The following is a 14,073-nucleotide window of genomic DNA, read 5'->3' on the forward strand; positions in this document are numbered from 1 at the left end:
TTTTGTGATATTCCCGCCGCTTTCCTGTCCGCCCCCCGCTCCCAACATCCCTTTCGTCAGGTGAAATCTCTAACACTACAATGTGATTAAAATCACATTACAAATGTAATAGCACAATAAAAGGCAATCGTTTTCGTGCATTGTGTCTATTTTTACTTAAAATGCATGACAAAATTATCTTCTGATTTTTTTAGATATTACCAAAACTTATTCCGCGGTCTTACGCACGACGTAAATGACGTCTAACACTATGGTACTTAAGATGAAAAAAACTTTCGCCGCAGGCACCCTGCTCGCACTGTCATGCTCAATGCCTGCCCTTGCCGACAGCAATAAAGCCGAATACCTCTCCGACTGGTGGCATCAGAGCATTAACGTCGTCGGCAGCGCCCACACGCGTTTTGGACCACAGCTGAACAGCACGACCTATCTGGAATACGAAGCGTTTGCACGTAAAGACTGGTTCGATTTCTACGGCTACGCCGATGCGCCGAAGTTTTTTGGTGGCGATCCCGATAGCCGCGGTATTTGGGACAAAGGCTCTCCGCTGTTTGTCGAGATCGAACCACGCTTCTCCATTGATAAACTGACGGGAGCTGACCTGAGCTTTGGTCCGTTTAAAGAGTGGTACATCGCCAATAACGTGATTTACGATATGGGTCGCAACAGCGGTTCGCGCCAGAGCACCTGGTACATGGGCTTAGGTACCGATATTGATACCGGCACCGACCTGGCTCTGTCACTGAACGGCTATGCCAAATACCAATGGCAAAACTACGGTGCCGCTAACGAAAACGAGTGGGATGGTTACCGCGTAAAAGTGAAATACTCTTACCCACTGGGTTCTCTGCTCGGCGGCAACGTCTCGTATATCAGCTTCACCAATTTCGATTTTGGTTCAGAGCTGCGTGATAAATCGAATACAAGCCGTTCCAACAACTCCATCGCCTCCAGCCATATTCTGGCGTTGGGCTACGACCACTGGCACTACTCTTTCGTCGCACGTTATTTCCACAACGGCGGCCAATGGGCTGATGGCGCAGAACTCAATTTCGGCAAAGGTCCGTTTGAAGTGAAATCTACTGGCTGGGGATACTACCTGGTCGTCGGTTACAACTTCTAAAATCACCGTCCCTTTCCGGCGACCAGCAATGTCCGCCGGAAAATAACAGTAACAGTTTGAATTGTAATAATTATTCATTCTGGATGTCCTGATATAAACAAGGTAGCATAGACCTCCGAATCCCCCTTCGGAGTTTTGTCATGTCAACGCGTCGCTACAGTCAGGAACAACGCCAACAAGCCTTGCTTGCTCGTATTGCACAAGATATCCCCGCCAGCGTGCAACTGGCATTGCGTGAAGATTTAGGTGGCATCGTCGATGCTAATCAAGACATTACCGCGCTTTTGTTACCCGACAACGAGATCGTCAGCGCACGCATTATCACGCGTGAAGCGGGTATTTTCTGCGGTGCGCGCTGGCTTGAGGAAGTCTTTTCTCAATTGGGCGATACGACAACCATTACCTGGCACGTCGCCGATGGCGACACCATCGTCCCCAACCAAACGCTGTGTGACATTACGGGGCCGGCCAAACAGCTTCTGACTGGCGAACGCACGGCGCTGAATTTCCTGCAAACGCTGTCTGGCGTCGCAACGGAAGTCAGCCGCTATGTCGCGGTATTGCAGGGAACGCGCACTCGGCTGCTGGATACACGTAAGACGCTGCCGGGACTGCGCACCGCACTGAAATACGCCGTATCATGCGGTGGCGGAGACAACCACCGGCTCGGCCTATCCGATGCTTTCCTGATCAAGGAAAACCATATCATCGCCGCTGGCTCAATCAAAAATGCGGTAGAAAAAGCGCAGTCTCTGCGCAGTGATGTTCCGGTAGAGGTTGAAGTCGAATCACTGGACGAATTACAGCAAGCGCTGGAAGCGGGCGCCGATATCATCATGCTGGATAATTTCAGTCTGGATAACATCCGGGAAGCCGTTAACACCACACAAGGCCGCGCACTGCTGGAGATATCCGGTAATGTCACCCTCGACACGCTGCGTGGCTATGCGGAAACCGGCGTGGATTATATCTCGGTAGGGGCGCTAACCAAGCACGTACAGGCGCTGGATTTATCCATGCGCTTTATCTAAGCGTTTCTCTTTTCTTCCGACGAGGTGCCCTCTCGCACCTCGTCGCCCTTCTTCATCTCATCTTTCTCCATAACACCGTCACGATCCAACCTTCCTGCCCTGCGCAAATGTTCTGTCCTGATAGAACGAAAATTGCGTCTCTGCTCGCAAAAATTTTTCAACGCTCTGCAAATCACTAAAAACACATCGGAGCGCTTTCCTATTTTGATTTTCTCCGCTCGTCAGCCTTCACGCCCTTTTCTATGCTGCCGCCATTCGTATGGATTTATGCACCGCAGTCTTTAATTTATGTGCCACAACAGGGAAATCAACATGACAACACAACAAGGATTTACGCTGATTGAGCTGATGATCGTCATTGCGATCGTCGCCATCCTCAGCGCTATTGGCGTACCGGCTTATCAAGGTTATCTGCAAAAAGCGGCGCTAACGGACATGCTTCAAACGATGGTGTCTTATAAAACACCGGTCGATCTCTGCGGTCTGGAAAATGCCGCGTTTACCGCCTGTAGCGCAGGTAATCAGGGGATTCCAGGTAGTAAATCGTCGCGCTATGTCAGCGCCGTTAGCGTCGCCCAAGGGGTGATTACGCTGACCGGCCAATCCACTCTGCAAGGGCTGCGCGTAATTCTGACGCCAACGTGGGATACCGAAACTGGCGCTTCACGCTGGACAAAAAACTGCGCCACGGATGGCAGCGCAGAGAGCCTGCAATCGGCCTGTCAGGACGTTTTCCGTTTCGATAACACGGCGGGTTAATAATCATGACAGACTCATCCTTTTCCTCCGAGCATACGCTCAGCGAGCTACAGACGCTGTGCCGGCGTTATCAGGCATTGTTGCTTAGTCTTGATGAACAAACGCTGTCGGTCGCCGTCACAGCTTCCCCTTCTGCGGAGATGATTGCCGCGCTGCGTTTCGCCAGCAATCGCCGCATTATGGTGGAGCAATGGCCACAGGCCAGAATGGAACAGCAGCTTAACCCCGTGAACGCCGTTGCCGAACCCGCAGAAACCTACCATACCGGCACTTATCACAACAGCACCGGGCAACAGGATCATGAGGACGACTCCCCCGTTGCACAGTTTATCCATCAAACGCTGCGTCTCGCCGTTCAGCGGCGCGCCTCTGATATCCACTTTGAGCCGTTACCAGACAGCTATCGCGTGCGGCTGCGCATTGATGGCGTGCTACAGGCCATATCCGCCCCGCCTCCCGAGCTGACAAACCGTATTACCGCGCGGCTGAAAATCATGGGCAAGTTGAACATCGCCGAGCGACGGTTGCCGCAAGACGGCCAGTTCAGCCTGATGCTGGATCAACAAGCCTACTCGTTGCGCATCGCTACGCTCCCTGTGCAGCAGGGAGAAAAAGTCGTGTTGCGTATTTTGCAAACGCACCAGCAGGAGTTGGTGCTAGATAAACTCGGGCTTACCGCAAAAGCATTACAGCAGATGATTAACGTGCTGAGCGCCTCACAGGGGATGCTATTAGTCACAGGCCCGACAGGAAGTGGAAAAACCGTCACGCTTTACAGCGCGATACGCTGGCTGAACGAGTGCAGCCGAAATATCTGTAGCGTAGAAGATCCCGTCGAGATCCCCCTGCCGGGCATCAACCAAACGGCAATCAATCCCAAAGCTGAACTGGGATTTGGCCGAGTCTTACGTGCCCTGCTGCGACAGGATCCAGACGTCATTATGATCGGCGAAATACGCGATGCCGAAACCGCAGAAATTGCGGTCAAAGCCGCACAAACCGGCCATCTGGTCATGTCCACATTGCACACCAACTCTGCCGTAGAAACGCTGACTCGCCTCAACCATCTGGGTATCCCCGGTTATCTGTTAGCCGCAGCACTAAAACTCATCATCGCACAACGCCTTGTGCGTCGGTTATGCCCGCACTGTAAGACGCCGGGAGAGACACTGCTTTCGCTGCCAAACGACGTATGGCAAGGGCCACTACACCATTGGCAAGCCCGCGGCTGTAGCCACTGCTTCTCTGGCTACTATGGCCGCGTCGCGCTCTATGAATTACTGCCCATCACGCCAGATTTTCAGGCAGCGCTAGCGGGCAACGCCAGCGCAGGGGAATTATCTGCGCTGTCTCGCCATTCAGGTTTCCCAACGTTGTTGGCTGCGAGTCTTGAGCTGGTCAACGACGGTCTGACCTCACTCGCTGAAGTCTATCGTGTTGTGGGCGATGAACACGCCATGAATCAGGAGGCGCAATGAGGCTAGCGCGTTTATATCACTGGCAGGCGATTACGCCCGAGGGCGAGTTTATCGACGGAGAGCTCATTAGCACACAACGCCAGCACGCCTACGCCAGCCTGATTGCTCAGGGCTACCAGCCGCTCATCGTAAAGGCAGGCCATTATCTATCACTCCGCTATTGGAAACGCGAACAGCTAGGCGAATTAATCAAACAGCTTGCTGCCCTGCTACAAGCCGGATTACCGCTGCTGGAAGCATTAAAACTGGTATCGGAACAACATGAGCGCCCCGGCTGGCGCTGCGTATTACGGGATGTCCGAACCCGCGTTGCTCAGGGAAATGCGTTCTCTGAGGCGTTACAGGAATACCCGCATATATTCCCCGTTCTGTATCGTTCCCTCATTGCCATCGGCGAGTTGACCGGGAAGTTAGACGCGTGCTGTCTACAGTTGGCACAACAGCAAGAAAAGCAGTCCAGACTGCAACAGAAAGTCATCAAAGCGCTACGCTACCCCTGCTTTGTTTTGGCAATCGCTGTGCTGGTCAGCATGATGATGTTGACGCTGGTTCTACCCGAATTTGCGACACTCTACTCCTCATTTGATACACCGTTACCGTGGTTTACTCGGCAGTTACTTTATCTGGCAGAGGTCATCACGGGCTACGGATTGATTGGGTTACTGTCTCTCAGTGGTCTAATAGCGGGATACATCCGTTTAAGGCAGAAAAGACCCTTATGGAAAACCAGAGAGCAAGAATGGCTGCTGAAGCTTCCCATCGTATCCAGCCTGTTACGCGGTAAGTCGCTGAACCAGATATTCACTATTCTGTCCATGACACAACAGGCCGGTTTGACGCTCCCAGAAGGGCTGGATGCCGCTGCGACGATCCGTCACTCGCTTTATCAGAAGGCGATTCAACAGATACAGGCACAGCTGCATCAGGGCACGTCGCTATACCATGCCACACAGCATCACGCCACGCTGTTCCCTGCGCCCTGTCCTCAGTTGATTCGGGTTGGGGAAGAAACCGGATCGCTGGATGCAATCTTTACACAGCTGGCAGAATGGCATGAAAGACGGGTACAACAGCAGGCCGACATGCTGACCCAAACGCTGGAACCGCTGCTGATGATGGTTGTTGGAGGAATGGTTGGGGCGCTGGTGGTTGGCATGTATTTGCCTATCTTCCAACTGGGGAATGTATTGGCCGGAGCCTGAGCCGACCAATACAGCACCAAAAAGCGACAAGCTACACCGTCCCCACCACCGTTAGCGGCAGAAAGACGGCGCGAAACAGCAGCAGCTACCCGTTGAAAATACGGTTTTCCTGCTCGGCCACGCGGATAAACGTTGTACGCTTCGTCAGTTCTTTCAAACGGGATGCACCAACATAGGTACAGGCCGAACGCAGGCCACCAAGAATATCGCGCACGGTATTGTCTACCGGACCGCGCAGAGGCAATTTCACGGTTTTTCCTTCTGCAGCTCGGTATTCCGCTACGCCGCCGACATGGCGTTCCATCGCGGACGCAGAGCTCATGCCGTAGAACAGCATCATTTTCTCGCCGTTTTCTTCGACGATGGTTCCTTCACATTCATCATGTCCTGCCAGCATGCCGCCCAACATAACAAAATCGGCTCCGCCACCAAATGCTTTCGCTACATCACCCGGCATGGCGCAGCCGCCGTCGCTCACGATTTGCCCACCGAGACCATGTGCCGCATCGGCGCATTCAATCACTGCGGAAAGCTGAGGGTAGCCAACGCCCGTTTTAACGCGCGTCGTGCAGACAGAACCGGGGCCAATGCCAACCTTCACGATATCCGCACCGGAGAGAATCAGTTCCTCAACCATTTCGCCGGTCACGACGTTTCCTGCACAGATCACCTTGTCTGGGCAAGCCTCACGTGCTTTTTGCAGGAAGGTCACAAAGTGTTCAGAGTAGCCGTTTGCCACATCGATACAGATAAATTTCAGCTCGGATGATAGCGCCAGAATCTGCTTTAACTTGATGAAATCAGCGTCAGACGTCCCAGTCGAGACCATGACATGGCGCAGTACCGACGCCGGTACGCGTCGCACGAACTGGGACCATTGCTCGACAGAATAGTGTTTATGGACGGCAGTCAGAACATCAAAAGAGGCCAGGACTTCCGCCATACTAAACGTACCCACGGTATCCATATTGGCTGCGATAATCGGTACGCCGGACCAGTTGCCCCCGGCATGCAGGAAGGTAAATTGACGTTCCAGTTCAACGTCGGAGCGGCTTTTCAGCGTCGAACGCTTTGGCCGGATGAGAACGTCTTTAAAGCCTAACTTTAAATCTTCTTCAATACGCATGAGGTTCGAGTTCCTGGTTAGTGACGGCGGAATACTCAGTATTGCTGCTGAGTGAAAAAATAATGCCCTTTACCAGTGACGTTATCATACGCAGTAATAATCCTGCGGCAAGACTGCGATTTTCACTTTATTTGGGATAAAATCAGAGAAATTTACCTATCACCAAGCAAAGTGATAACGTGAAGCACACTGCGGTTTATGCCTGATTGGCTTCAGGGGAACGGGAAGGTATTTGTCCCCCTTGAAAATAGTAGCAATGTTAACTTTTCAACACGGGTGCAATGACATACATCGTAGCCTTAACGGGCGGTATCGGCAGCGGCAAAAGCACCGTGGCCGATGAATTTGCCAAATTAGGGGCCACTATCGTTGACGCGGATATCATCGCACGTCAGGTAGTCGAGCCTGGAAAGCCCGCGCTGGATGCCATCAGGCTCCGGTTTGGCGACGCTATACTCAATGCCGATGGTTCATTGAACCGTACCGCACTACGCCAACGGATTTTTTCCTCGCCAGAGGAAAAACAGTGGCTGAATAATTTACTCCATCCGTTGATCCATCAGGAAACACAGGCCCAGTTTCAGGCTGCATCCGCACCGTACATTCTATGGGTCGTCCCCCTACTGGTGGAGAACGGTTTACAACAGCGAGCACAGCGTATTCTGGTCGTTGATGTAGACAGAGACACACAGCTTGAACGCACGCTGGCCCGCGATGGCATCAGTCGGCGGCAAGCAGAAAACATACTGGCAGCACAGGCTACCCGAGAACAGCGCCTGGCTTATGCCGATGATATTATTGATAACAGTCGATGCCCAAGCGAGCTGGCGTCACAGGTTGCGGGATTACACCGCCATTACCTTGAGCTAGCCGCCTCCGCAGCCGACAGGATGACTAAGAATGAGTGACGCTTCCTCAACCATTTTATTCGAATACCCGCTGAACGAAAAAACACGTACCTGGTTGCGTATCGAATCATTATTGCAGCAGCTGCATCAAAACCACTCCCTGACCGATATGGGAAGCGCGCTGACATTTTTTCGTGCTATCGCCGAGCTGCTTGATGTGCTGGAACGTGGAGATGTGCGTACCGAACTGCTGAAAGAACTGGAGCGACAACAGCAAAAACTGCTGCAATGGAGTGATGTGCCGGGCGTAGACATGGAACGCATCCATACGTTGAGACGCCAGTTGAAAGATCTGGCCAGCACGCTGATGGCGGCACCGCGGATGGGGCAGTTCTTACGGGAAGATCGCCTGATTGGCATGGTACGCCAGCGGCTCGGTATTCCCGGCGGGTGTTGCAGTTTCGACTTACCGACGCTGCATAGCTGGTTGCATCAGCCCCAGGAACTCCGTGAGAAGCTGGTTTCTGGCTGGCTTGGTTCGCTGTCTCCGCTCAAACAAGCGTTGGACATGATCCTGGAATTGATCCGCCACTCCGGTACGTTTCGCCCGCAGATCAGCCTGAATGGTTTCTTTCAGGACAATGCTTCCGATGCCGATCTGCTGCGCTTGCGTCTTGAACAGGCACACCAGCTCTACCCGCAGATATCTGGTCATAAAACACGCTATGCTATTCGTTTTCTGCCATTAGATAGCGAAAACGGCCACATTCCTCCTCGTTTAACGTTTGAACTGGCCTGTTGCTAGACCCAGTCCTGACAGAAAAATGTGTTAAGCACCAAGCACGTATTCAGTATCAAATAGAGTGAAAAGAGCCTTATGACGACAGACATTACGACGGTGAAGTGCCCAACCTGCAAGCAGGCAGTCATCTGGGATGAAACCAGCCTCTATCGCCCATTTTGCAGCAAGCGTTGTCAGCTCATCGATTTAGGTGAATGGGCTGATGAAGAAAAGCGCATTCCAAGTGATGATATGGTTTCTGATAGTGAAGACTGGAGCGAAACGCGGTAACGACCACGTTTCGCCGCTATAATTTTCAGGCAGAGTTTTTCAGACAGGCAAAAGCAAGGCTAGATTAAAGCGATTTCAGCCAGCGAATCATCTCCGCATTCGCTGGCGGAAATTCTTCCTCACGTAATTCTTCTACGCTCACCCAGCGAGATTCCTGTCCTTCCCGACCATAGGGTTCCCCCAGCCACGTTTCAACCAGAAAGAAATGAAGCGTGATGATTCTCTCCGACGTAGAAAACGTTTTGTCGTTTAGCGGCTGCGGTGTGGTAGCGTCGATGCCCGTCTCTTCATGCAGTTCACGAATCAGCGCCTGCTCTGGCGTTTCACCTTCTTCAACTTTACCGCCGGGAAACTCCCACATCCCTGCCATATGAACGCCATCAGGGCGGCGAGCAATGAAATATTGCTGTTCCGCATTGCGGATGATACCTACCGCGACGGATAACTGTTTTTGCGTCATGACACTTCCTATCAGGTTCTTATCAAGTAAAAGGCGGTCAATGACCGCCTTTCCTTTGCACTTATCACATTTTATTCGCTGATTTCAGCGGTCGATTATTTCTGTAAACGGCCGTGGCACTGCTTATATTTCTTGCCTGAACCACATGGGCAAGGGTCGTTACGCCCAATTTTACGATCCGCCTGCGCCGGTGAACCAGTGTTCAGGCTATCTTCTTCCTGATGGCTCAGCTGCTGCTGCCGTGCCAAACGTTCGGCTTCTTCACGGCGCTGCTGCTCCAGCGCTTCGATCTCTTCCGGCATTCTCACCTGGACTTTGCTCAGCGTGCTGATCACTTCATATTTCAGTGATTCCAACATCGCAGCAAACATAGAGAACGACTCACGCTTATATTCTTGCTTCGGATCTTTCTGTGCATAGCCACGCAGATGGATGCCCTGACGCAGATAATCCATTGCTGCCAGATGCTCTTTCCACAGTGAATCCAGCGTCTGCAACATCACGCCTTTTTCAAAGTTGCGCATGACTTCGCTACCGACCACTTCTTCTTTGCGCTGATAAATCTCAATAGCCTGCTCGAAAATACGCTCACGCAGCGTTTCTTCGTGCAGCTCTGGTTCTTTATCCAGCCACGCTTTGACTGGCATATCCAGATCGAAATCGTTCTTCAAACGCTGTTCCAGACCTTCTACATCCCACATTTCTTCCAGAGACTGTGGCGGAATGTAGCTGTCGATCGTCGCTTTGAACACATCTTCACGAATGCTGGTGATGGTTTCGCTGATATCAGACACGTCCAACAGCTCGTTACGCTGCGTATAGATCGCACGACGTTGGTCGTTCGCCACATCATCGTATTCCAGCAGTTGCTTACGAATATCAAAGTTACGGCTTTCCACTTTACGCTGGGCGTTAGCAATCGCCTTCGTGACCCACGGGTGCTCAATGGCTTCACCTGGCTTCATGCCCAGCTTACGCATCATATTGGAAACACGATCGGAGGCAAAAATACGCATCAGCGCATCTTCCATCGACAGATAGAAACGTGATGAACCCGCATCCCCCTGACGACCGGAACGACCACGCAGCTGGTTATCGATACGACGAGACTCATGGCGCTCCGTACCGATGATGTGCAAACCACCCGCAGCTAATACAGCATCGTGACGTATTTTCCAGGCCGCTTTGATTTCTGCAACTTGCTCGTCACTCGGGTTCTCCAGAAGTGCCACTTCCGACTGCCAGCTTCCCCCCAAGACGATATCCGTACCACGACCGGCCATGTTGGTCGCGATGGTCACCGCGCCAGCCTGACCCGCCTGAGCAACAATATCAGCTTCCATAGCGTGGAATTTCGCATTCAACACATTATGTTTGATGCCCGCTTTTTCCAGCGCATGAGAAACCACTTCTGATTTTTCGATGGAGATCGTACCGACCAGAATCGGCTGGCCTTTTGCTGAACGCTCTTTGATATCTTCAATGATGGCATCGATTTTTTCCTGCTCGGTCATGTAGACCAGATCAGGCAAGTCTTTACGAATCATCGGACGGTTGGTCGGCACAACAATCGTATCCAGCTTGTAAATAGAGCTGAACTCGAACGCTTCAGTATCTGCCGTACCGGTCATACCCGCCAGTTTTTCATACAGGCGGAAGTAGTTCTGGAAGGTAATGGAAGCCAGCGTCTGGTTTTCATTCTGAATCGTTACCTTCTCTTTTGCTTCCACCGCCTGATGCAGGCCGTCGGACCAGCGACGACCCTGCATGGTACGGCCCGTGTGTTCGTCAACGATGATCACTTCACCGTCTTTCACAATGTAATCGACATCGCGGGTAAACAGCACGTGTGCACGCAACGCGGCGGTCACATGGTGCATCAGCATAATGTTAGTCGGGGAGTAAAGTGATTCCCCCTCTTCCATAATGCCTTCTTTCACCAACAGTTCTTCGACCAGAACCAGACCACGCTCGGTGAGGTTAACCTGACGCGCTTTCTCGTCAACAGAGAAGTGGCCTTCGCCGTGGAAGGTATCCGAATCCTCTTTCTCCTGACGGATCAGGTGAGGGATAATTTTATTGACGCTGATATACAGTTCGGAGCTATCTTCAGCTGGGCCGGAAATGATCAGCGGCGTACGCGCTTCATCGATCAGGATGGAGTCAACCTCATCCACCAGCGCGTAGTACAATTTACGCTGTACGCGCTCTTCCGGACTGAACGCCATGTTGTCACGCAGGTAGTCAAAACCGTATTCGTTATTGGTACCGTAGGTGATATCTGCAGCATAGGCTTCACGCTTCGCAGGAGCAGGCATTCCCGGCAGGTTGATGCCAACGCTCAGGCCAAGGAATTCAAACAGTGGACGGTTATTTTCGGCATCACGCTGTGCCAGATAGTCGTTCACGGTCACCACGTGTACGCCACGGCCAGTCAGCGCATTCAGGTAGGCAGGCAACGTTGCCGTCAGCGTTTTACCTTCACCAGTACGCATCTCTGCGATGCAACGCTCGTTCAGCACCATACCGCCGATAAGCTGTACGTCGAAGTGACGCATGCCAAATACACGCTTACTGGATTCACGGACTACCGCGAAGGCTTCCGGCAGCAGGCTCTCCAGCGTCTCACCTTTTTCCAGACGAACACGAAACTCCAGCGTTTTCGCTTGCAGTTCCTCATTCGACAGCTTTTCCATTTCAGGTTCTAAGCGATTGATGACATCAACGTTTTTACGCATACGACGCAGCGTACGATCGTTACGGCTACCAAAAATTTTGGTTAGGATATTCATGACCATAATAGTTTTTAATCTCACAAGTGCCACGTATCCAGTGGCAACACAACATCGAAAAACTGAGAAACTCAGTGAAAAACGAGAGAAATCTCTTCAGCTAATTATCCATTACACTTTCAGCTGAGAAGGTATGGCCCTGCACGGATGCCGCGAATTTGGGCAAGCCAGATGCCGATTTGATGATGTGCCTGAGGATAAAAAGTGACTCGCCCGGCATGGGGGGGAATCACAAAGGGATACTGAGAATCCTGGGTCAGCAGCGCGTTGAGCGTATCCAGCAAAACCAGAGAATGGGGTTGCAGATCGTCAACCTGCTGAGTACTGACCGCCTGTGGCGTCGTCAACGCAAAAGAAAGGTGGCGGATTACCGTACGAATCGCATGTTGATGCCAATAATCAACGCTGTAGGACGAGCGCCGATGCGCTTCCTTCAGAGACACCAGATCGGTGAGGCTCAGCGATACGTTATTCTGGCGGCTAACGCTGGAGGTCGAATTAGGGAGTGAGGCGATATCCTGTGATTCATTCAGGCTTGTCGGCAGACCAAGACTCGCCGCGACCATCCCCAATAAGAGATGCGGCCAGAAATAACGTCTGCCAAATTGTCGCCAACGATTTAGAATACCAATCACGAGTAACATCCACCGGAGCCAGGTCTATGCGTGATAGCCGCCCACAATCACTGGAATTTCTGTTTGATAGCGCATCCACGTCGGGTAAAGGCCCGCTACGAGATGTGCAACAACGCGCTATCGCCTTATTAAAACTCAACCGTGCCGTACGCGGATTACTGCCTGCACCGTTGCACCCATGGTGCCGCGTCGCTAACTACCGGCAAGGTTTACTGATACTGGAAACCGCCAACGCCAGTTGGCTGATGCGGTTACGTTACGAACAACCTGCGCTGCTCTCTGCCTTACGCACACAAATACTACCATCATTGGCCTCAATCGACATCAGGATTAATCCAACGCTTGCCGCAAAAGGGCATGAAATCGTGAAAAATAGTGACATTTCAGCGACGGAAAATGCCGATGACAAACCGTTGCGTCAGTTGAGCGAACAAAGTGCGGAAACATTGAGGACGTTAGCAGGAAACAGCCCGGAAAAACTCAGAAAGATATTAGAACGACTGGCTTCACTGGCCGGAGAGAGTACCAGTAAAACCAGTCGTAATAAGAAGTAACGGCTTTAAGCGTTACGCCAGCACGATAGACGGTGCTTTAAACGCCAGCGGCATTTCAGCTTCGTCTTCAAAGGTCACGTATTCCCACGCTTCCTGATTGGCCAACACAGCCTGCAACAGTTTGTTGTTCAGAGCATGGCCGGATTTAAACGCAGAGAACGCACCGATGATGTTGTGACCACACATAAACAGGTCACCGATGGCATCCAGCATTTTATGGCGGACAAACTCATCTTCAAAACGCAGACCGTCTTCGTTCAATACGCGGTAATCGTCAACGACGATGGCACAATCCATACTGCCGCCCAGGCACAACCCACGAGACTGCAAGTATTCGATATCGCGCATGAAGCCGAATGTACGCGCACGGCTGATCTGGCGAACAAACGCATCAGCAGAGAAATCCAAACGATAGCGCTGGTTGCCCGCATCAATCGCCGGGTGGTTGAAGTCGATAGTGAAATCCAGACTGAAGCCGTTGAACGGTTTCATTTCGGCCCACTTGTCGCCATCTTCAACGCGAACTGGCTGTTTGATACGCACGAATTTCTTGGCGCAGTTCAGCTCCTCAATACCCGCATCTAACAGCAGGTAAACGAACGGGCTGGCGCTGCCATCCATGATTGGAATTTCCGGTGCGTCAACATCAATGACAATATTGTCAATGCCCAACCCTGCAAGCGCAGCGTTAAGATGCTCCACCGTAGAAATACGCACGTCATGCTCATTAACCAGGCAAGTACAGAGCATGGTATCACGCACGGATTTTGCATCAGCCGGAAAATCAACCGGGGGATTCAAGTCTGTGCGGCGATAGATGACCCCGGTATTTGCCGGTGCAGGACGCATGGTCAGCGTGACTTTCTTGCCGGTATGTAACCCGACACCAGTCGCCTGAACAATACGTTTTAGTGTACGTTGTTTGATCATCATTTTATCTCGCATGTTACTGAACCTACCGACCTAGTATACACCAGGCTCGGTGGCACAGTT

General features: G+C 51.9%; 14 protein-coding genes. 9 read left to right on the forward strand and 5 right to left on the reverse strand.

Annotation, left to right across the window (positions count from 1 at the left end; translation table 11 throughout):
* Positions 1-262: 262 nt before the first annotated feature.
* The 5 genes from R9X49_RS16100 (at position 263) to hofC (ending at position 5,593) form a co-directional block, all read left to right on the forward strand.
* Positions 263-1,123, forward strand: coding sequence for a nucleoside-specific channel-forming protein Tsx (locus R9X49_RS16100; RefSeq protein ID WP_319849344.1), 861 nt, complete (start codon positions 263-265; stop codon positions 1,121-1,123).
* A 140-nt stretch (positions 1,124-1,263) separates the two neighbouring features.
* Positions 1,264-2,154: a carboxylating nicotinate-nucleotide diphosphorylase gene (nadC, locus tag R9X49_RS16105; RefSeq protein ID WP_319849345.1), complete on the forward strand. Its 891-nt coding sequence runs from the start codon at positions 1,264-1,266 to the stop codon at positions 2,152-2,154.
* A 312-nt stretch (positions 2,155-2,466) separates the two neighbouring features.
* On the forward strand, positions 2,467-2,913 hold the full coding sequence (gene ppdD / locus R9X49_RS16110; protein WP_319849346.1) for a prepilin peptidase-dependent pilin: 447 nt from the start codon (positions 2,467-2,469) through the stop codon (positions 2,911-2,913).
* Positions 2,914-2,918: 5 nt separating this feature from the next.
* Entirely contained in the window at positions 2,919-4,391 is a 1,473-nt protein-coding gene (gene gspE / locus R9X49_RS16115; protein ID WP_319849347.1) for a type II secretion system protein GspE, read from the forward strand.
* On the forward strand, positions 4,388-5,593 hold the full coding sequence (gene hofC / locus R9X49_RS16120) for a protein transport protein HofC (protein ID WP_319849348.1): 1,206 nt from the start codon (positions 4,388-4,390) through the stop codon (positions 5,591-5,593). Before gspE ends, hofC begins: the two co-directional genes overlap by 4 nt.
* 85 nt (positions 5,594-5,678) lie before the next feature.
* Here hofC and R9X49_RS16125 read toward each other — a convergent pair whose 3' ends face one another.
* Positions 5,679-6,719, reverse strand: coding sequence for a GMP reductase (locus R9X49_RS16125; protein WP_319849349.1), 1,041 nt, complete (start codon positions 6,717-6,719; stop codon positions 5,679-5,681).
* A 281-nt stretch (positions 6,720-7,000) separates the two neighbouring features.
* Between R9X49_RS16125 and coaE the strand changes: the two genes are divergently transcribed.
* From coaE to yacG, 3 genes are all read left to right on the forward strand, one after another.
* The gene (gene coaE, locus R9X49_RS16130) at positions 7,001-7,627 is read left to right on the forward strand and encodes a dephospho-CoA kinase (RefSeq protein ID WP_319849351.1); all 627 of its coding nucleotides are present in this window, start codon (positions 7,001-7,003) and stop codon (positions 7,625-7,627) included.
* Complete coding sequence (zapD, locus tag R9X49_RS16135; protein WP_319849352.1) at positions 7,620-8,372, forward strand: cell division protein ZapD; 753 nt, start codon at positions 7,620-7,622, stop codon at positions 8,370-8,372. The genes coaE and zapD overlap by 8 nt, the downstream gene beginning before the upstream one ends.
* A 72-nt stretch (positions 8,373-8,444) precedes the next feature.
* Entirely contained in the window at positions 8,445-8,639 is a 195-nt protein-coding gene (gene yacG / locus R9X49_RS16140; RefSeq protein ID WP_180741545.1) for a DNA gyrase inhibitor YacG, read from the forward strand.
* Positions 8,640-8,703: 64 nt separating this feature from the next.
* On the opposite strand, the gene mutT is transcribed toward yacG, so the two are convergent.
* From mutT to secM, 3 genes are all read right to left on the reverse strand, one after another.
* Positions 8,704-9,099, reverse strand: a complete 396-nt coding sequence (gene mutT / locus R9X49_RS16145) for an 8-oxo-dGTP diphosphatase MutT (protein WP_319849353.1) — start codon at positions 9,097-9,099, stop codon at positions 8,704-8,706.
* 95 nt (positions 9,100-9,194) lie between these two features.
* Complete coding sequence (secA, locus tag R9X49_RS16150) at positions 9,195-11,897, reverse strand: preprotein translocase subunit SecA (RefSeq protein WP_319849558.1); 2,703 nt, start codon at positions 11,895-11,897, stop codon at positions 9,195-9,197.
* A 113-nt stretch (positions 11,898-12,010) separates the two neighbouring features.
* A complete protein-coding gene (gene secM / locus R9X49_RS16155; RefSeq protein WP_319849354.1) occupies positions 12,011-12,526 on the reverse strand; it encodes a secA translation cis-regulator SecM in 516 nt (171 codons plus the stop codon).
* 26 nt (positions 12,527-12,552) lie between these two features.
* On the opposite strand from secM, the gene R9X49_RS16160 reads away from it, so the two are divergent.
* Positions 12,553-13,080, forward strand: a complete 528-nt coding sequence (locus R9X49_RS16160) for a DUF721 domain-containing protein (RefSeq protein WP_319849355.1) — start codon at positions 12,553-12,555, stop codon at positions 13,078-13,080.
* 12 nt (positions 13,081-13,092) lie between these two features.
* Here R9X49_RS16160 and lpxC read toward each other — a convergent pair whose 3' ends face one another.
* Positions 13,093-14,010 (reverse strand): UDP-3-O-acyl-N-acetylglucosamine deacetylase, encoded by a 918-nt coding sequence (gene lpxC, locus R9X49_RS16165; protein ID WP_039278868.1) that lies wholly within the window; start codon positions 14,008-14,010, stop codon positions 13,093-13,095.
* Positions 14,011-14,073: the final 63 nt, after the last annotated feature.

The organism is Pectobacterium carotovorum (assembly GCF_033898505.1).
Lineage (GTDB): Bacteria > Pseudomonadota > Gammaproteobacteria > Enterobacterales > Enterobacteriaceae > Pectobacterium > Pectobacterium carotovorum_J.

Excerpts from the sequence above, each read along its gene's own strand:
- ppdD (WP_319849346.1), top strand. The coding sequence starts at position 2,467 with ATGACAACACAACAAGGATTTACGCTGATTGAGCTGATGATCGTCATT.
- secA (WP_319849558.1), bottom strand. The coding sequence starts at position 11,897 with ATGGTCATGAATATCCTAACCAAAATTTTTGGTAGCCGTAACGATCGT.
- R9X49_RS16100 (WP_319849344.1), top strand. The coding sequence starts at position 263 with ATGAAAAAAACTTTCGCCGCAGGCACCCTGCTCGCACTGTCATGCTCA.
- zapD (WP_319849352.1), top strand. The coding sequence starts at position 7,620 with ATGAGTGACGCTTCCTCAACCATTTTATTCGAATACCCGCTGAACGAA.
- coaE (WP_319849351.1), top strand. The coding sequence starts at position 7,001 with ATGACATACATCGTAGCCTTAACGGGCGGTATCGGCAGCGGCAAAAGC.
- mutT (WP_319849353.1), bottom strand. The coding sequence starts at position 9,099 with ATGACGCAAAAACAGTTATCCGTCGCGGTAGGTATCATCCGCAATGCG.
- hofC (WP_319849348.1), top strand. The coding sequence starts at position 4,388 with ATGAGGCTAGCGCGTTTATATCACTGGCAGGCGATTACGCCCGAGGGC.
- R9X49_RS16125 (WP_319849349.1), bottom strand. The coding sequence starts at position 6,719 with ATGCGTATTGAAGAAGATTTAAAGTTAGGCTTTAAAGACGTTCTCATC.
- yacG (WP_180741545.1), top strand. The coding sequence starts at position 8,445 with ATGACGACAGACATTACGACGGTGAAGTGCCCAACCTGCAAGCAGGCA.
- lpxC (WP_039278868.1), bottom strand. The coding sequence starts at position 14,010 with ATGATCAAACAACGTACACTAAAACGTATTGTTCAGGCGACTGGTGTC.
- nadC (WP_319849345.1), top strand. The coding sequence starts at position 1,264 with ATGTCAACGCGTCGCTACAGTCAGGAACAACGCCAACAAGCCTTGCTT.
- gspE (WP_319849347.1), top strand. The coding sequence starts at position 2,919 with ATGACAGACTCATCCTTTTCCTCCGAGCATACGCTCAGCGAGCTACAG.
- R9X49_RS16160 (WP_319849355.1), top strand. The coding sequence starts at position 12,553 with ATGCGTGATAGCCGCCCACAATCACTGGAATTTCTGTTTGATAGCGCA.